Source organism: Phenylobacterium sp., assembly GCF_024508875.1.
Lineage (GTDB): Bacteria > Pseudomonadota > Alphaproteobacteria > Caulobacterales > Caulobacteraceae > Phenylobacterium.
Genome location: NZ_JANINU010000021.1, coordinates 17,534 through 34,134, shown reverse-complemented (window position 1 = coordinate 34,134; position 16,601 = coordinate 17,534). Strand labels below are relative to the sequence as shown.

Here is a 16,601-nt window from a genome sequence, read left to right as displayed (position 1 = left end):
GAGGCCCCCCCTTTTGCAGACCGCCACCCACATGCTGCGGACCGGACAGCGCGGCGCGCGCTTCCAGTTCCAGATGGCGACACGGGACCTGGTGACCTCGCTGGGGCGCCTGGGCCTGTCGTGGTCGCTGGCCTGGCACGACGTGGCCTCGCGCTATCGCGGCTCGGTGCTGGGGCCGTTCTGGATCACCCTGTCCATGGGCCTGATGGTGCTGGGGATCGGCTTCCTCTACGCCGGCCTCTTCAAGCTGCCGCTGAACGAGTTCCTGCCGTACGTGGCGCTGGGGATCGTGTTCTTCGGCGTGATGACCGGCACGGTGAACGAGGGGTGCGAGACGTTCGTGCTCGCCTCGGGAATCCTCTCGCAGACCAGCCTGCCGATGTTCACCTTCGTCTGGCGCACGGTCTTCCGGAACCTGATCAACCTCGGCCACCACCTGGTGATCGTGGTCGGCATGCTGGCGTTCTACGGCCAGTGGAAGGTGGCGAACGTGCCGCTGGCGCTGGTGGGCGTCGTGCTGATGCTGCTGAACGCGAGCTGGATGTCGCTGCTGGCGGCCATCGCCTCGGCCCGCTTCCGCGACATCCCGCAGATCGTGGTGTCGATCATGCAGTTCGCGATCTTCATGACGCCGGTGTTCTGGCTGCCCGACCGCTTCGGCAAGCACCAGGCGATCCTCGACCTTAACCCCTTCTACCACCTGCTGCAGGCGGTGCGCGCGCCGCTGCTGGGCCAGACGGTGGCCGGGCACACCTACGTCGTGCTGGTCGCCATGGCCCTCGCCGGTTGGGCGGTGACGTTCGTGGCGTTCGCCAACACCCGCCGGCGTCTGGTGCACTACCTGTGACGGCAGCGTCGATCACCTGCACCGACCTGACGATCCGGTTCCCGGTGTACGGGGCGGACGCCAAGTCGCTGAAGAAGGCGCTGGCCCGGGCCGTGGCCGTCGGCGGCGCCCTGGGCCGGCACGCCGGCGTCACGGACGTCACCGCCCTGGCCAACGTGAACCTGCAGCTCAAAGCCGGCGACCGGCTGGGTCTGATCGGCCACAACGGCTCGGGCAAGACGACGCTGCTGCGGGCGCTGTCCGGCGCGTACGAGCCGGACGAGGGCTCGATCGAGGTGCACGGGCGAATCGCCTCGTTGCTGGACCTGGGCCTCGGCATCGACCCGTCGGCGACGGGCTACGAGAACATCCGCCTGCGCTGCCGGATCGGCGGGCTGTCGACGAAGGAGATCGACGCCCGCATGGACGAGATCGCCGAGTTCACGGGGCTGGGGCCGTTCCTGTCGATGCCGGTGAAGACCTATTCGGCGGGGATGCAGGGGCGCCTCGCCTTCGCGGCGGCGACGGCGGTCGAGTGCGACGTGCTGCTGATGGACGAATGGATCGCCGTGGGCGACGCCGAGTTCCAGAAGCTGGCCCACAAGCGGCTGCTGAAGCTGGTGGAGCGGGCGGGGATCCTGGTGCTGGCGACGCACGAGGCGCCGCTGCTCAAGCTCTACTGCAACAAGGTGATGAAGCTGGAAGGCGGCGTGGCCTCCGAGATCGTCGACATCCGCAAGGTGGACGAGCTCCTCAAGAGCTGAGCGGCGCGCGCGCATCCAACCGCGGCCGACAGCGTTCTGCCCTCCCCAACCAGGAGGCGACATGAGCGTATTCGGCGACATCCTCTCGAAGATCTTCCACCACCCGAAGGCGACGGCGGCGCCCCAGGCGGCCCCAAGCCAGCCCGCCCCACAGCCGCAGGCGCAGGCGGCGCCCGCCGCCGCGGCCACGCCGGCCGAGCCCGCCCCAGCGGTCGATGTGGAAGCGGTCCTGGACGTCATGGCGCGCGACAACGGCCAGACGCTCAACTGGCGGCAATCGATCGTGGATCTGCTGAAGCTGCTGTCGATCGACTCCAGCCTCGCCAACCGCAAGGCGCTGGCGGCCGAACTGGGCTACTCGGGCGACACCGAAGACAGCGCGACCATGAACATGTGGCTGCACAAGGCGGTGATGCGGAAGCTGGCGGACAACGGCGGCATTGTGCCGGACTCGCTGCGTTGAGGAGCCGGGCGCGCCGGCAGGCGCGCCCTCTCCATCACTTGTCCGGAACGACCATCGGCGCGCCCTCGCGGCGCGGCGGCGGCTTGCAGTTTCCGGCGCGCGCCTGGGCCACGTAGAAGAGGGCCCGGTCGGCGGCGAAGTTGCGGTGCTCGGCGATCGGATTGGTGGGCTCGCCGGTCAGCAGGCTGGTGGCGTCCTGAGGGGCTCCCGCTTCGCTCGCGGCGGCGGCCAGGCTCTGCTGGTTCCAGCGGCTGAGCGGGGCGGTGCAGGCCGCTACCGTCGCGTCGGCGACCGAGGCTGCCTCGTCCGGCCCTCCGGCCAGCGTGTACGCCCAGCGGTGCAGGCAGTCCTCCACCCCCGCGGCGCCGTCCGCCGCAGGCGCGGCATTGGCGGCCGGGAAGGGCTTGCAGACGCCCGCGACGGGCCGACGGTCGCCCGAGCAGGCGGCGAGGCCCGCGCAGGCGACGGCGACGATCAGGGCATGGCGCAGCATGGCTTAGCGGCAGACCCGGGTCGGCTGGTACACGCGCTGGCCGTAGGCGTCGTAGTAGGCGCGCGTCTCCATGCGGCAGCTTTCCGCATACCGCGGCCGGTCGTAGGACGCGCGGTCGTAGCTGCGCGTGCGGTAGCGCGTGCTGGTGTAGCTCTTGGAGCGGCACTTGCTGACCTGGTTGCCCACCAGACCGCCCGCCGCGCCACCGATCAGCGCGCCCTCGGTGCGGTCGCCGCGGCCGGCGACGGCGCTGCCCAGCAGGGCCCCGCCCAGGGCGCCGATCACGGTGCCGTTGGTGCGCTTCTGACAGGCCGCCTGCGAGGCGGCGGGAACGGCGGCCACGGCAATAGCCAAGCCGGCGATCATCGCGATCGTCCGCATAGTCTCTCCTCCATCCGTGAGCCGTTCCCTCGTCCGGCTCGGGGGTGGAAACGCCGAACTTGGCGGTTGGATGCAGGCTTAAGTCAGCCAGTCGACGAAGCCGCACTTGGCCATCCAGGCCAGCCCCAGTTCGAGCGGACGCCGCCTCTGCACCGGGAAGGCAAGCAAGACCTCCCGGACGGTCAGACCGCTTGGTGCGGCGGCGAGCGCCTGGAACGCCTCGGCGCAAAGCGCAAGAGAACCCCGGAACTCGCCGTAGGCCGTGTCCAGCGCCGCCAGCCGCCCGGCCTCGGCGATGTCCGTGGCGGTGGCGCCCGGCGCCGCCGTCAGCCGGGTCTCAAGCGCGAGGACGTCCGACGCGAAGCCGGCGAAGGCATGGAACGGGTCGCCCCCTACCGGGTCCGGACGCCCGCTGGGCGGATCGGCGGAGGCCGCGCGGATCGCCGCCAGCTCGTCCGTCAACGCGTGGATCTGGCGGGCGACGACCGGCCAGTCGTAGAGCTCTCGCACCCGCGCCTGTCCGGCCCGCCCCATCCGCCGGCGCAAGTCCGGCGACCGGATCAGCTCGGCGATGGCCTCGCCTGCGTGGCCCACATGAACCGCGGTGTGCTGCGCCACCGAGCCCACGTAATTCTGGTAGGAGCGCGCGTCGATCGTGTGCCATTCGAGCAGCGCCGCGCCGAGGCCGCCGCCGGGCGGCCCGCCGAGCGTGGGGACCAGGAACCCGTCGATCCCGTGGCGAACGGTGGCGCGGTAGCCATCCCAGTCGCTGGCCACCACCGGCAGACCGCTGGCCATGGCCTCCAGCGGGGTGATGCCGAAGGTCTCCTGAATGTTGTCGACGAGCGACAGGAAGATGTCGGCCCCGGCCCAGAGGTCGGCAAGGCGTTCACGGTCGTTGCCGTCGACGAAATGGACGTCGACCCCAGGCGCATACGCCCGTGCGGCCTGTTCGTAGAGGCGCTGCTCACCCGCCTCCGGAAACCAGCCGGCCATCACGAAGGCGGTCCGGACGCCCGTGGCGGCGGCCGCCTGTTGAACAGCCCGGAACATGGGCTGCGGAAACGCCTTCTCGTAGTAGGACAGCCGCCCGACCCAGAGGATCAGCGCCTCGTCCTCCGACAGGCCGAACGGCGCCCTCGCGCGCGCCCTCGCCCCGGCCCGTTCGGCGCTGGCGGCGAGGGCGGCGGCGTCCACGCCCAACGGGATCATCGGCAGCATTGGCCGGGGCGGCGCCTGCCCGCCGGTGCGCTCGGCCAGGTGCGCCTCCCAGTCGCCGAACAGCGCCTCGACGGCGTCGCGAACCGCCGGCGAGGTGCAGATCAGCGCGTCCCACGGATGGACCGGCGCCGTCGAAGTCGCCGCGATCATCTGGCGGACGGCCGGCGGCGCCAGGGTATGGATCACGCCGATCAGGCTGTAGGCGCGATCGGACGCTCGCCTGCGCCGCGACCAGGCGAGGCCAGCGATATCCGGGAGGCCGCGGATCAGGGCGCCGAGTTCGCTGGCGGAACTCGAGATGATCCTCAACGAGGTGGTGACCTCGGTGGGCGAATCCGACCCGGCCAGAAGACCCTGCGCGACCTCGTCCTGGCCGACGATCTGCACCGTCTGCACATCGACCCGCGGGAATCCCCCGTGCCGCACCAGCGCCTGCCAGAGCTGGAGGTTCGCCACGTCTTTGCCGAACGGATTGCGATGGAGCCGGGTCTCGCCGGTGGGATGGAAGATGGCCAGCCCGCCGCGTGGCGTGTCGGGATCGGTCCGCTCGGCGCTCATCGCCCCAGTCATAGAGCCTGTTCCGCAAAGTCGTCGAGACGTCATGCCGCCACGGGTTTCCCCGGCGCGCCGAAGCGGCTAGGCAAGTCGTGGGACGCGAAGTGGAATTCAGGATGGGGGCGAGCCGGGCCGCGAAGCCGCGGTGGATGGATGCTGTCCAGCAGGGCGTTCTTGCGCGTACGCCTGTGGCGGCGCGGCGGATCCGTTATCTGGGGGCTGCGGGCGTGGCGTTCGCCGACGCCTGCCTGGGGCGCAACCCACGCTGCGACGTGGTGCTCGAAGCGGGCAACGCCTCACCGGTGGAGGCGCTGGCCGCGGACGACCTTGCGGGCCTGCTGATCCTGCCCGACGCCGCCTCGCTCCTGGCGGCGACCGAGGTCGTGACCACCGCGATGCCCGCCGGGACCACCGACCCCAACGGGCTTCTGAACGCCCTCGTGAACCACGGCTTCGAGGTGCGGCACCTCCAGCCGCTCGACCCGCAGACGCCAGATCCCAAGACCTACGGCTACTTCGACGACATCCGCCGCGAGCTCACGTCGGCTTGGGCCGCGGGAGGCTTGCCGGCGCCCACGACCGAACCCGTCATCGTGGTGGCGACGCGGCTCGGGGGCCCGGCGAGCATGCAGCTCGCGATGTTTTCCTTCGTTCCGTTGATGATGGACATCCGCACCCGGTTGCCGGCTGCGGCCCTGCGCTCGGAGCCGGGACTGCTGACACAGCACGTGCGGCCGCCGGGACGACTGGAGCCCGCGGCGAGGGACACGCCGAAGGTGGTGATCATCCAGCGTCCGGCCCCGCCGAAGAGCATCGAGGGCTGGAAGCAGTCGATCCGCGACTGGGTGCGGGACGGCTGGGTGTCGGTCGTGGAATTCGACGACCACCCCACCCTCGCCGCCATGACCGGCGGCCGGGAAATGGTCGAAGCCGACTGGGTTCGATTCTCGGCCGTCCACGCGGTGCAGACATCCACCCCACTGCTGGAGGGGCTGTTCCGCGAGCTGAACCCCGAGACCCGCAGCTTCTCCAATGCGGTGTTCCGACTGGAGCCGTTCCCCGAGAACCTGCCCAAGCGGGTCTTCTACGGCGCCATCCAGCGGGGGGACCACGCGGTGGAGATGGCGCGCTCGCTGGGGCCGGCCATCGCACGGTTCCCCGGCGTGGAGTTCGTCGTCGTGGGCGACCGGGCGGTGTTCGACGCCATCCCGACCTCGCGCAAGCGCTACTTCGACCTCGTCTCCTACGAGGAATATCTTCGACTGATGGGCGGCTGTTCGATCTTGCTCTCCCCGATCGAGGACAACGAGTTCAACGCGGCGAAGAGCGACGCCAAGTTCCTCGACGCCGCCTCGCGAGGCGTACTGACCATCGCCTCACGGGCGGTCTATGGCGGCGTCATCCGGCACGGCGAGAACGGGCTGATCGCCGAGCGGACAGAGGACTGGGCGCGCCTGCTGGCCGACGCCCTGGCCGACGACGTCGCCCGCCGCGAGATGGCCCGGGTCGCCTGGACCTACGTTCGCGACCAGCGGATGTTCGCCGACCAGGTGCGCGAGCGCCTGGCCTGGTACCGCGACCTCTGGGAACGCCGCGAGGAGCTGAACGCGGCTGTGCTGGCGCGGCTCTAGCCGGAACGAGCCTTCACCGCCCGCGCGACGCGGACGTTCCGAGGGTCGGCGACGGGCGGTCCGAAGGCGTCTGCGCTTCCGTTTCGTCTCCCCTCTCGCTTCGCGGGTGGAGAGGAGGTGGCATAAGCCTCAGCCGTCGAGGATCGCCGCGGCGACAGTGTCGACGTCTTCCAGGGCCATGCCGGGCCAGAGCGGCAGGGATAGCACCTCGTCGGCCAGCGCCTCGGCGATCGGGAAGTCGCCGCGGCCGTAGCCGAGGTGGGCGAAGGCCGGCTGGAGGTGGCAGGCGGTCGGATAGTGGATCAGGGTCTCGACGCCCCGGTCTGCCAGGCGGGCCTGCAGCGTGGCGCGTTCGGCCGTGCGGACCACATAGAGATGGTAGACGTGCCGCGCCCAGTTCGCCTCGGTCGGGAGGGTGAGGGCGCGGGCGCCGCGCAGGCGCTCACCGTAGCGGCCGGCCCGCTCACGGCGCCGATCGTTCGTCTCGTCCAGGCGTTCGAGACGCGCGCGCAGGAACGCCGCCTGGAGTTCGTCGAGCCGCGAGTTCACGCCCGGGACCTCGTGGACATATTTCTGGCGCGAGCCGTAGTTGCGCAGCATCCGCAGCCGCTCGGCCAGGACGTCATCGGACGTGGTTACGGCGCCGGCGTCGCCCACCGCGCCGAGGTTCTTGGTCGGATAGAAGCTGAACGCCGTGGCGTGCGCCAGGACGCCTGTCCGCCGTCCGTGGCAGAGCGCGCCGTGGCTCTGGGCCGCGTCCTCCAGGACGAACAGGCGATGGCGCGCCGCCAGCTCCATGAGCGGCGGCATGTCCACCGGGTGGCCGTAGAGCGAGACCGGGATAATGGCCGCGGTCCGCGCGGTGACGGCGGCGGCGACCGCCTCGGCCGTCAGCACATAGGTGGTCGGGTCGGGTTCGACCGGCACGATGGTCGCGCCCACGGCCTCGACTGCCAGCCAGGTGGCGGCGAAGGTATGGGAGGGGACAATCACCTCGGCGCCGGGCGTGATCCCCGCCGCGCGCAAGGCCAGAACGAGAGCGTCGAGCCCGTTGCCCACGCCCACCGCGTGGCCGGCGCCGCAATAGGCCGCGAACTCGGCCTCGAAGGCCTCCAGCTCGGGGCCCAGGATCGCCCAGCCGCGGTCCATCACCCGCCGGTAGCCGGCGTCCATGGCCGCCCGCAGGGTCGGGTCACCCAGCCCGAGGTCGAAGAACTTCATCCGTTGCGGATCCGCAGGAAGTCGTCGAAGTCGCGAATATAGTCGGCCTCGGAATAGTGCTCGGAGGCCAGCACGAGGCAAACACCGCCTGACGAGAAGTTGTCGATGTCGCGCCAGGTACCCGGCCCGATGTGCAGGCCGCGGTTCGGACGGTTCAGCGTCACCCGCTCCTCGCGCTGGCCGTCGTGCAGGCGCACGTCGAAGCTGCCCGACAGCGGGATCAGCAACTGGTGCAGATCATAGTGGGCGTGGCCCGCGCGGGCCGATTGGCTGGGCACGTCGTAGAGGTAGTAGACGCGCTTGATCTCGAAGGGCACGTGCTGGCCCGACTCGATGAAGCAGAGATTTCCCCGAGGGTCCGCCACCACCGGCAGGTCGATGAATTCGGCGAGCGGAATGGCGCAATCTCCCCGTTGTCGCGACCACCGGCCGCAGGCCATGCGTCGCATGCTCGCGCGGGAGGTCGCCTGACGCGAGGCGGCATGTCAAATGTCCAGGGAGCCGCAGGCTGCCCGCTGGGCGCTCGCGGACCGATTGAGTACACCCTCCCCATCGCCCGCGAGGAATCACCGGTTGGACTTCGCCTACGAGAACCCCGAGCTGGAAGCGGCCATCGCCGGCGCCGCCGATATCGAGGCGCTCGACCAGGCCCTTGTGCGCCTTAGTCGCCTGGTGCCCAGCTTCCTGGCGCCCGAGGTCCGCGGACACCAGATGTTCACGCCGGGCCTCGACGCGCTCGCGCCGCGGATCGCCACGCGGCTGCGGCTGTCCGACGTCCCGCTCGCGAAGAGCAACGACAACGTCTGCATCGTGGCCACGCGCTTCTATGGGACCGGCGGGCATAGCCGGGTCGCCTCGGACATCAGCCGGCTGGTCGGCGCCGAGCGCACAACGATCGTGTTCACCGACCTCTACCGCGAACTGCGTCCCCGGCTGCTGATCCCGGGCGTGCCGGCGGCCCACGCGTGCCGGTCGCTGATGCTGCTGTCGGCGGGCACGATCGTGGAGAAGATCATCGAGCTCTACATGCTGCTGGCCGCCATCCGGCCCAGCCGCATCTTCCTGATCCAGAACCACATGGACATGGCCGCCGTCGCCGGCGTCTGGCCGTTCCGCAGCGTGGTCGAATACGTCCACCACACCGACCACCAGCCGGGCCTGGGGGCGACGCTGCCCTTCTCGGCTCACATGGACCTGACCTACGCCTGTCACCAAGCCTGCCGGGGGGCGGGACTGGACGCTACCTGGACCGGCATGACCGTGCCGGCGCGCGCCACCCCGACGCAGATGCCGGAGGGGACCGGCCGTGGTCTGCGGATCGCCACATGCGGCAGCCAGTATAAGTACCTGCACCCCGCCGCCCATCGCTGGAGCGACTTCGTCGTGGCGGCCCTGTCGCAGGCGCCGGACGCGGACTTCGTCCACTTCGGCCCCGTCGACGAGGCGCTGACCCGCAGCGTGCACGAGCCGCTGGCCGCTGCGGGGATCGACGCCGGGCGCTACCGTTTTCTCGGCGCGGTCCCCGACCTGCGCGAGGCGCTGATCGCCCACGGCGCGGACGCGTACCTCGCCAGTTATCCAGACAGCGGCGGCAGGGCGAACCTGGAGGCCCTTGCCGCCGGCCTGGCGCCCGTGGCGCCCACGCCGGCCCAGGCGGGGCCGCTGCTGCGGTTCGACCTGCCGCTGCCCTACTGGCTGCGCATCGAGACGCCCGACGAAGTTTCCGGCGCGCTGGCGCGCAGCGTGGAGCTGTCGCGGAGCCTGCGCTCGGCGCGGGGCCAAGCCGACCTGGCGGCGGAGTTCGGCCGCTTCGAAGACTATGTCCGGACCGGCGCGGCGGCGCCGGCCTGAGCCCCCACGCCATCACGCTCCTCCCTCGAACAGCGACCCCTCGATGATCATCTCCCAACTCCGCGCCGGCGCCGCCTACGAGCTGACGGACATGGCGCTGCTGTCCGGATCGTCGCTGATCTATTCGCCCTCGCTGGAGACCGGGTACACGACCTTCCCGCTGAACCTCGCCCAGGACCTGCTGCAGGAAGAGGTGATGGACCGCCTGCGCCGCACGGTGCGGAACGACCGGGTCGAATTCGACTTCCTGCGGCCGGTCCAGCGGATCGGCCACCTCAGCCAGCCCGCCGTGCCGCTGAACCTGATCCACCCCTACAACTACTTCCACTTCCTCATCGAGGCGCTGCCCAGCCTGGTCTGGCTGCTCGATCGCAAGGTGGTGGCGGACGACTTCGTGCTGGTCACGGGACGCCTGCACCCGAACATGTGGACCGCGCTCAACCACATCATCGGGCCGAACGCCCTGTCGATCCTGCAACTGCGGCTCATGCAGACGGTGACCTGCGACAAGGTCGTGACCGCGCCGCCCGCCGCCCACGCCGCCCAGCTCGTCCAGGGCGGCACCACGGACTGGCAATACAACGCCGAGAAGCTGAACCTCCTGCGGGGGCGGTTTCAGCGCGAACTCTCGGCGGCCGCCAGGGAACCGCGGCGGAAGCTGTACGTCCGCCGGGTCTCGCGCGTCCGCAACCTGAGCAACGCGGCGGAGGTCGAGGCGGCGGTTAAGGCTGCGGGGTACGCCGTCGTACAGCCGGAAACGATGGGCTTCTTCGACCAGGTGCGCCTGTTCGCCTCGGCCTCGCACATCATCGGGCCCACGGGGGCCTGGGCCGCCAACCTGCTGTTCGCGCCGCAGGATTGCCGTGCGGCGGTCTTCTATCCGGACGCAGCTCGGATCGAGAAGGCCGTCTGGGACACGATGGCGGCGACCCTCGGCATCCACGTGCGGAACGTCTACTGCCCCGTCACAACGCTGCGGCCGCCCCCTTTCGAGATCCATTCCGACTTCACCGCGACGCCCGAAATCATGGCGGACCTGCTGAACGCGCAGGGTTGAGCGCGCGTCTGCGGCGACGTCGCCAGGTTGCCAAACCCCTCGGGCAGGGGCAGACAGCGGCATGGCTTCCAGCGCCGATCCCGCTTCGAACGCCCTCCGTCCCGTACCGCCGGGCTCGGGTCCGCCCGTGCACGGCACGCCGAAGATCCCGGTGGCGAAGCCGCGCCTGCCCCCGCTTGCGGCCCTCGCACCCTACATCGAGCGCATCGACGCGGCGCGCTGGTACTCGAACTTCGGCCCCTTGAGCGAGGCGTTCGAAGGCCGACTGCGCGCACGCTTCGGCGCGCCGGACGGGGGCGTCTGCACGATCTCGAACGCCACCGTCGGCCTGGAACTGGCGCTAAAGGCGGCCGGGGCGGTGGAAGGCTCGCTCTGCATCGTGCCGAGCTGGACGTTCTCGGCGTCGGTCCACGCGGCTCTTGAGGCCGGACTGACGCCCTTCTTCGTCGACGTCGGCGACGACGGGCTCCTCACCCCGGGGATCGTCCGCGACGCCCTCGGCCGCGCGCCCGCTCGGGTCGGCGCGGTGATGCCCGTGGCCTACTGCGGACAGCCGATCGACCCCGCCCCGTGGGACGCACTGTCCGCCGAGGCGGGCATTCCGGTCGTGATCGATTCGGCCCCCGCCTTCGACCGCGCCGCGGTCGGCGACGGCCTGTCGGTGGTCAGCCTGCACGCCACCAAGGTGCTCGGCGTCGGTGAAGGCGGCTTCGTGATGTCGAAGAACCCGGACCTCGTGGCCTCCGTGCGCCTCAAGGCCAACTTCGGCTTCCAGGGTACGCGGGAAGCCCAGACACCGGCCACCAACGGCAAGCTCAGCGAATACGCCGCGGCGATCGGGCTGGCCGGCCTGGACGAATGGGACACGCGGCGGGCGGCGTTCAAGGCCGCGGCCATGCGCTACCGCGAGAACCTGTCCGGCCTTGCCGGCGTCTCGCTGCCGGAAGGCTGGGGCCCGGACTGGATCTCCACCACCTGCATCGTGACGCTTGGCGATCCGGAAGCGACCATGCCGACCCTCGACGTCCTGCACGCGGCGGGGGTGGAAACCCGCGCCTGGTGGGGCCGCGGCATGCATACCCACCGCGCGTTCCAGGCGCTTCCGCACCTGCCGCTCCCGACCACCGAGCGCCTGGCGCGGACCGTGCTGGGCCTGCCGTTCTTCATCGACATGACGCATGAGGAGATCGACCGGGTATGCGGCGCGCTCCGCAAAGGACTCGGCGGCTGAAGCGCCCCGCTGCGGCCCCAGGGACCCTGGCGGAACACCGGCGACGCATGGCAGTCTATCGCAAGTCGCCGCGGGTCGCCCGCCCGGCGCGGCGAACCTGGAACACCATGTGGCGGGCGGGACGGGGGACGCCGAGGTGAGCACGCGCGGCCTGGTGATATTCGGCGCCGGACAGATCGCCGAGGTCATGCACTACTACCTCACGGTCGAAGGCGGGCGGCAGGTCGCAGCCTTCGCCGTCGACCGCGAGTACCGGACGGCCGACGAGGTGCTGGGCGTTCCGGTGGTGGACTTCGAAGGGATCGAGAGCCGCTTCCCGCCCTCGGACTACGACATGTTCGTCGCGGTCAGCTTCAAGCAGGTCAACAAGCTGCGGATGCAGAAAGTGGCCGAGGCGGAGGCCAAGGGCTACGCGCTGGCCAGCCACGTCAGCCCGCGCGCGACGGTCTGGAACGGCTTCGTCGCGCAACCGAACACCATCATCATGGAGCACAACGTCATCCAGCCCTTCGTCACGGTGGGGCGGAACGTCACGATGTGGTCCGGCAACCACATCGGCCACCACACCCGGATCGGCGACAACTGCTTCATCGCCTCGCAGGTGGTGGTCTCGGGCGACTGCGACATCGGCGCCGGCACCTTCATCGGCGTCAACGCCACGCTGCGCGACGGGATCAAGATCGGCGTCCACTCGGTCATCGGCGCCGGCGCCCTGGTGCTCTCCGACGCGCCCGATGAGGCGGTGTTCATCGGCACGGCCGCCGAACTGAAGAAGATTCCCTCCAGTCGCCTGAGATCCATCTGATCCATGTCAATGTCCTGGACCCGCCGGGGCCGGATCTTCGATCCGGCCGCCCACGCCTGGGCGCGCTCGCACGCACAGGTTCCGACGCCGCTGCTCTATGACGACAAGGTGCGCATCTTCTACGCCGACCGGTTCGACGACGGACGCAGCTACACCACTTTCGTCGACCTCGACCGGAACGACCTCAGCAAGGTCATCTACGAGCACAAGGCGCCGATCCTGGACTTCGGCGCGCCCGGCACGTTCGACGACGACGGGGTCATGCCCAGCTTCGCGCTGCGCCGCGACGGTCAGGTCTGGCTCTACTACAGCGGCTGGAACCGGGGCGTGACCGTGCCTTACCGCAACTCGGTCGGGATCGCCGTCAGCGACGACGACGGCACGACCTTCCGGCGTCTCTACGAGGGGCCCGTCCTGGAGCGTTGTCCCGAGGAGCCGTACATCGCGGTGACGCCGACCATCCTGCGCGAGAGCGCCCCACAGGGGGGTGACCTTTGGCGCATGTGGTACATCTCGGGCCTGCGGTGGACGCTGGTCGAAGGCAAGTACGAGCCGGTCTACGTCATCAAGTACTGCCACTCGGCCGACGGGGTGACCTGGGCGCGGCCGAACCACCTCTGCATCCCCCAGGCCCACGAGGACGAGGCGTTCTCGCACCCCACCGTGATCCGCCACAGGGGGCGCTACCTGATGTGGTACTGTTGCCGGGACTCCCGCGACTACCGCGACGGCTCGGGCGCCTACCGGATCGGGTTCGCCAGTTCACCCGACGGCCTGGCCTGGACGCGGCAGGACGAGGTGCTGGGCCTCGACGTCTCCGGCGACGGATGGGAGTCCACGATGACCAGCTATCCGTCGGTGATCGAGATCGATGGGCGGGTCGTCATGTTCTACAACGGCAACGGATTCGGCCGGACCGGCTTCGGCTACGCCACGCTGGAGGACGACGTTGAGTGAGACCCAACCTGTCGAGGCCACGACCGCCTTCGGCGAGACTTTCGACTTCCGCGAGCGACTGAAGACGCTTTTCCGCGACACGCCGCTCGAAGCCGACGAACTGATGTTCAACCTCGGCCTCTACGTCCGCAGCTCGCTGCTGGTGAAGTTCCTGGTCATGGACGACCTCTACCGGCGGATCATCCCGGTTCCCGGCGCCCTGTTCGAGTTCGGCACCTGGCGTGGCCAAAACCTCGTCCTGCTTGAGAACCTGCGGGCGATCCACGAGCCCTTCAACAAACAGCGCCAGATCGTCGCCTTCGACACCTTCACCGGCTACCCCGAGGACGCCGGTATGGCCGAGGCCGCGCTCAAGGAGCATGGCGGCTACAACTCCGGTTCGGACTACCCGCGCTACCTCGCCGAGTTGCTGGAGGTGCACGAGGGCAACAATGCGTTCGGCCACCTGCGCGGCAACCACAAGCTGGTCGCCGGCGACGTCACGCACACCGCGCCCAAGTACTTCGCCGACCACCCTGAGACACTGGTCGCCTTCGCCTTCTTCGACATGGGCCCTTACGAGCCGACGGTCGCGGCGCTGCGGGCGATCAAGCCGCACCTCGTGCCCGGCAGCGTGCTGCTCTTCGACGAGCTGACTTGGGCGGGCGCGCCGGGCGAGGCGATCGCCTTCAAGGAAGTCTTCCGCGACATCCCGTATCGCATCGAGAAGTGCGCCCTTTATCCCTCCAAATCGATCGTGACCGTCAAATGAAGCTCTCCCTGGACCTGCCCACGTTCGCCGCCCGGATGGAGGAGACCGGCTGGGTGGTGTTCGAGGCCGCCGTCCCCGCCGATCTCGTCGAGCGGATGCGCGCGGAACTGGAAGAGGCCTGGGACATCTGCCGCGCCATCCAGGTGAAGAACGGGGTGGCCAGCGACGCCGACCGGACGGTCCACCACCTGGTGGGCCTGAAACCCAGCTTCCTGGAGTACGTCGACGCCAGCGAGCCGCTTGAGCCGTACCTGGAGCACTATTTCCAAGGCCGCTGCATCCTCAACTCGCTGGGCGGCGCGATCAACACCAGGGGGCATACGTCCTACGCCCAGCGGATCCACCGCGACATCCGCTCGTACTCGGGCGACATGCCGCTGCTGCTGAACACCCTGGTGATGCTGGACGACTTCACGCCGGAGAACGGCGCCACCTACCTGATGAGCGGCTCGCACAAGCGCGCCGAGAAGCCCGACGACGACGCGTTCTACGCCGTCGCGGAGCGCGCCGTCGGCCCGGCCGGCAGCATCCTGGTCTTCAACTCCAACGTCTGGCACGCCGGCGGGAACAATACGACCGACAGGGTCCGCCGTTCGGTCACGCCGATGTACTGCAAACCCTTCATCAAGCAGCAGTTCGACTACCCCCGCGCCGTCGGCTACGACCGCGGCCCCGAGCTCAGCGCCTATACGCGCCAGATCGTCGGCTACAACGCCCGCGTCCCGGCCACTCTGGACGAGTGGTACCAGCCGCCCGAGCGGCGGATGTACAAGGGCGACCAGGGATGACGGCCCGCGACCTCAACACCGAGTTCGCCGACACGGCCGACCGCAAGTACGCCTACGACTTCGACTACCGCATGCACGACTACATGCTGCGGACGTTCGACGCGCGGCTGCAGCGGTCCGGACGGGCGCTGGAGCTGGGCTGTTTCGAGGGCGGCTTCACGCGGAAGCTCGCGGCGATCTTTCCTGACCTGACCACCGTCGAAGGCTCCAGCGACCTGATCGACGTGGCGCGCGCGGCCTCGCCGCCGGGGGTAAAGTTCGTGCTGAGCCGCTTCGAGGACTTCGAGCCCGAGCAGGCGTTCGACGCGGTGTTCCTCACCCACACGCTGGAGCACCTGGACGAACCGGTGGAGCTGTTACGCCGGATCGGGACCTGGCTGTCGCCGACCGGCAAGCTGTTCCTGGTGGTGCCCAACGCGCACGCCGCCTCGCGGCAGATCGCAGTCGCCATGGGCCTGATCTCGCACCCCACGGCGGTGACCGAGGGCGAGCACCTGCACGGTCATCGCCGCACCTACGATATGGACGCGCTCCTGGCGCACGTGGCGCAGGCCGGCCTCGGCGTCGCGGAGAGCGGCGGGGTCTTCTTCAAGCCCTTCGCCAACTTCCAGTTCGACAAGCTGATCGCCAGCGGCGTCATCGGCGACGACTACCTTGAAGGCTGCTTCAAGCTGGGCCGGCTGTATCCCGACCTCTGCGCCAGCATCTACGCCATCTGCGAACGCGGTCCGGGAGGGCCAGGGCAATGAACAAGACAGCCGCCATGAACCCGGGCGGGGACGCCGTCCGCGAGCACTTCCTGGCCGAGGGCTACGCCATCTTCCGCGGCGTGCTGGACACCGCGTGGCTGGACCAGATCAACGAGGAGATGCTCGAGCTCTTCCGCTTGCAGCTTCGCCGCCGGAACCTGCCGACGAGCGGCGGCGACTTCCGCGAGGCCTTCCAGGCCGACGCGCTGCGGCTGCTCCAGACCGACGTGCCGACCTATATCTCGACGGCGCGTATGACGCAGATGCTGCCGTCCGTGCACCGGCTGATGATCTCGGAGCCGATCATGGAGATCGCCCGCCGGCTGGGGATCGAGTTCCCGGTGATCTCGACCCGGGTGTCGAACCACATCATCTCGGAGTCCCTGAAGATCCCGGGCGGCTATCACAAGTCGCCGCCGCACCAGGACTGGCGCGCGATCCAGGGAAGCCTGGACAGCATCGTCCTGTGGGCGCCCACCACGCCGGTGAGCACGCAGTCGCACCCACTGGAGATCATCCCGCGCTCGCACCTGCTGGGCCTGTTGCCGACGGTCGACCACATCCAGACTCCGGCCGTGAGCGATCCGCGGATCCGCGAGGAGGACTATCAGGCGCTGGCTATGAACCCCGGCGACGTGGTGGCCTTCTCGACCTTCCTGGTCCACCGGACGGGCGAGCAGGGCGACGGCCAGGTGCGCATCGCCTACAGCGGCCGGTTCAACAACGCCGCCGAGGACACCTACGTGGCCCACGGCTATCCCACGCCCTATAAATATTCGTACCAGACCGACTTGATCGTGCCGGACTTCCCGAGGGCCAACGACCTGGCGCGCGTCTTCCCGGGCGCGGCCGAGTAG

At 69.6% G+C, this 16,601-nt stretch carries 18 protein-coding genes; 13 read left to right on the top strand and 5 right to left on the bottom strand.

The genetic code is table 11. The features are described 5' to 3' along the window. The first annotated feature begins 13 nt into the window (after positions 1 to 13). The 3 genes from Q0L11_RS02690 (at position 14) to Q0L11_RS02680 (ending at position 2,053) form a co-directional block, all read left to right on the top strand. A complete protein-coding gene (locus Q0L11_RS02690; protein ID WP_296595307.1) occupies positions 14 to 847 on the top strand; it encodes an ABC transporter permease in 834 nt (277 codons plus the stop codon). Continuing rightward, the gene (locus tag Q0L11_RS02685; protein WP_296595306.1) at positions 844 to 1,590 is read left to right on the top strand and encodes an ABC transporter ATP-binding protein; all 747 of its coding nucleotides are present in this window, start codon (positions 844 to 846) and stop codon (positions 1,588 to 1,590) included. The genes Q0L11_RS02690 and Q0L11_RS02685 overlap by 4 nt, the downstream gene beginning before the upstream one ends. 61 nt (positions 1,591 to 1,651) lie before the next feature. Next, positions 1,652 to 2,053 (top strand): DUF3597 domain-containing protein, encoded by a 402-nt coding sequence (locus tag Q0L11_RS02680; protein WP_296595305.1) that lies wholly within the window; start codon positions 1,652 to 1,654, stop codon positions 2,051 to 2,053. 34 nt (positions 2,054 to 2,087) lie between these two features. Here the strand turns inward: Q0L11_RS02680 and Q0L11_RS02675 are convergent, their stop codons facing one another. The 3 genes from Q0L11_RS02675 to Q0L11_RS02665 form a co-directional block, all read right to left on the bottom strand. Beyond that, positions 2,088 to 2,546, bottom strand: coding sequence for a hypothetical protein (locus Q0L11_RS02675; RefSeq protein ID WP_296595304.1), 459 nt, complete (start codon positions 2,544 to 2,546; stop codon positions 2,088 to 2,090). Positions 2,547 to 2,549: 3 nt separating this feature from the next. Continuing rightward, positions 2,550 to 2,927, bottom strand: a complete 378-nt coding sequence (locus Q0L11_RS02670; RefSeq protein WP_296595303.1) for a glycine zipper 2TM domain-containing protein — start codon at positions 2,925 to 2,927, stop codon at positions 2,550 to 2,552. Positions 2,928 to 3,005: 78 nt separating this feature from the next. Further along, a complete protein-coding gene (locus tag Q0L11_RS02665; RefSeq protein ID WP_296595302.1) occupies positions 3,006 to 4,706 on the bottom strand; it encodes a glycosyltransferase family 4 protein in 1,701 nt (566 codons plus the stop codon). 146 nt (positions 4,707 to 4,852) lie between these two features. Here Q0L11_RS02665 and Q0L11_RS02660 point away from each other — a divergent pair, with 146 nt between their 5' ends. After that, entirely contained in the window at positions 4,853 to 6,334 is a 1,482-nt protein-coding gene (locus tag Q0L11_RS02660; protein WP_296595301.1) for a glycosyltransferase, read from the top strand. Positions 6,335 to 6,463: 129 nt separating this feature from the next. Here Q0L11_RS02660 and Q0L11_RS02655 read toward each other — a convergent pair whose 3' ends face one another. Next, positions 6,464 to 7,555, bottom strand: a complete 1,092-nt coding sequence (locus tag Q0L11_RS02655) for a DegT/DnrJ/EryC1/StrS aminotransferase family protein (protein ID WP_296595300.1) — start codon at positions 7,553 to 7,555, stop codon at positions 6,464 to 6,466. Beyond that, on the bottom strand, positions 7,552 to 8,004 hold the full coding sequence (locus Q0L11_RS02650) for an FdtA/QdtA family cupin domain-containing protein (protein ID WP_296595299.1): 453 nt from the start codon (positions 8,002 to 8,004) through the stop codon (positions 7,552 to 7,554). The genes Q0L11_RS02655 and Q0L11_RS02650 overlap by 4 nt, the downstream gene beginning before the upstream one ends. Positions 8,005 to 8,128: 124 nt before the next feature. On the opposite strand from Q0L11_RS02650, the gene Q0L11_RS02645 reads away from it, so the two are divergent. The 9 genes from Q0L11_RS02645 to Q0L11_RS02605 all read left to right on the top strand — a co-directional run bounded on the left by Q0L11_RS02645 (position 8,129) and on the right by Q0L11_RS02605 (position 16,601). Next, positions 8,129 to 9,406, top strand: a complete 1,278-nt coding sequence (locus Q0L11_RS02645) for a hypothetical protein (RefSeq protein WP_296595298.1) — start codon at positions 8,129 to 8,131, stop codon at positions 9,404 to 9,406. Between the two features lie 43 nt (positions 9,407 to 9,449). Continuing rightward, complete coding sequence (locus Q0L11_RS02640; RefSeq protein WP_296595297.1) at positions 9,450 to 10,463, top strand: glycosyltransferase family 61 protein; 1,014 nt, start codon at positions 9,450 to 9,452, stop codon at positions 10,461 to 10,463. A gap of 61 nt (positions 10,464 to 10,524) precedes the next feature. Beyond that, the gene (locus Q0L11_RS02635; protein ID WP_296595296.1) at positions 10,525 to 11,694 is read left to right on the top strand and encodes a DegT/DnrJ/EryC1/StrS family aminotransferase; all 1,170 of its coding nucleotides are present in this window, start codon (positions 10,525 to 10,527) and stop codon (positions 11,692 to 11,694) included. Between the two features lie 136 nt (positions 11,695 to 11,830). Beyond that, the gene (locus Q0L11_RS02630) at positions 11,831 to 12,499 is read left to right on the top strand and encodes an acetyltransferase (RefSeq protein WP_296595295.1); all 669 of its coding nucleotides are present in this window, start codon (positions 11,831 to 11,833) and stop codon (positions 12,497 to 12,499) included. A gap of 9 nt (positions 12,500 to 12,508) precedes the next feature. Beyond that, entirely contained in the window at positions 12,509 to 13,456 is a 948-nt protein-coding gene (locus Q0L11_RS02625) for a hypothetical protein (RefSeq protein WP_296595294.1), read from the top strand. Next, entirely contained in the window at positions 13,449 to 14,207 is a 759-nt protein-coding gene (locus Q0L11_RS02620) for a TylF/MycF/NovP-related O-methyltransferase (protein WP_296595293.1), read from the top strand. Before Q0L11_RS02625 ends, Q0L11_RS02620 begins: the two co-directional genes overlap by 8 nt. Then, positions 14,204 to 14,995 (top strand): phytanoyl-CoA dioxygenase family protein, encoded by a 792-nt coding sequence (locus Q0L11_RS02615; protein WP_296595292.1) that lies wholly within the window; start codon positions 14,204 to 14,206, stop codon positions 14,993 to 14,995. The genes Q0L11_RS02620 and Q0L11_RS02615 overlap by 4 nt, the downstream gene beginning before the upstream one ends. Further along, on the top strand, positions 14,992 to 15,744 hold the full coding sequence (locus Q0L11_RS02610; protein WP_296595291.1) for a class I SAM-dependent methyltransferase: 753 nt from the start codon (positions 14,992 to 14,994) through the stop codon (positions 15,742 to 15,744). The genes Q0L11_RS02615 and Q0L11_RS02610 overlap by 4 nt, the downstream gene beginning before the upstream one ends. Beyond that, the gene (locus Q0L11_RS02605; RefSeq protein WP_296595290.1) at positions 15,741 to 16,601 is read left to right on the top strand and encodes a phytanoyl-CoA dioxygenase family protein; all 861 of its coding nucleotides are present in this window, start codon (positions 15,741 to 15,743) and stop codon (positions 16,599 to 16,601) included. Before Q0L11_RS02610 ends, Q0L11_RS02605 begins: the two co-directional genes overlap by 4 nt.

Coding starts and splice junctions, on each gene's coding strand:
- Q0L11_RS02665 (WP_296595302.1), bottom strand. CDS start 4,706: ATGAGCGCCGAGCGGACCGATCCCGACACGCCACGCGGCGGGCTGGCC.
- Q0L11_RS02625 (WP_296595294.1), top strand. CDS start 12,509: ATGTCCTGGACCCGCCGGGGCCGGATCTTCGATCCGGCCGCCCACGCC.
- Q0L11_RS02680 (WP_296595305.1), top strand. CDS start 1,652: ATGAGCGTATTCGGCGACATCCTCTCGAAGATCTTCCACCACCCGAAG.
- Q0L11_RS02660 (WP_296595301.1), top strand. CDS start 4,853: ATGGATGCTGTCCAGCAGGGCGTTCTTGCGCGTACGCCTGTGGCGGCG.
- Q0L11_RS02615 (WP_296595292.1), top strand. CDS start 14,204: ATGAAGCTCTCCCTGGACCTGCCCACGTTCGCCGCCCGGATGGAGGAG.
- Q0L11_RS02670 (WP_296595303.1), bottom strand. CDS start 2,927: ATGCGGACGATCGCGATGATCGCCGGCTTGGCTATTGCCGTGGCCGCC.
- Q0L11_RS02675 (WP_296595304.1), bottom strand. CDS start 2,546: ATGCTGCGCCATGCCCTGATCGTCGCCGTCGCCTGCGCGGGCCTCGCC.
- Q0L11_RS02605 (WP_296595290.1), top strand. CDS start 15,741: ATGAACAAGACAGCCGCCATGAACCCGGGCGGGGACGCCGTCCGCGAG.
- Q0L11_RS02640 (WP_296595297.1), top strand. CDS start 9,450: ATGATCATCTCCCAACTCCGCGCCGGCGCCGCCTACGAGCTGACGGAC.
- Q0L11_RS02655 (WP_296595300.1), bottom strand. CDS start 7,555: ATGAAGTTCTTCGACCTCGGGCTGGGTGACCCGACCCTGCGGGCGGCC.
- Q0L11_RS02650 (WP_296595299.1), bottom strand. CDS start 8,004: ATGCGACGCATGGCCTGCGGCCGGTGGTCGCGACAACGGGGAGATTGC.
- Q0L11_RS02635 (WP_296595296.1), top strand. CDS start 10,525: ATGGCTTCCAGCGCCGATCCCGCTTCGAACGCCCTCCGTCCCGTACCG.
- Q0L11_RS02610 (WP_296595291.1), top strand. CDS start 14,992: ATGACGGCCCGCGACCTCAACACCGAGTTCGCCGACACGGCCGACCGC.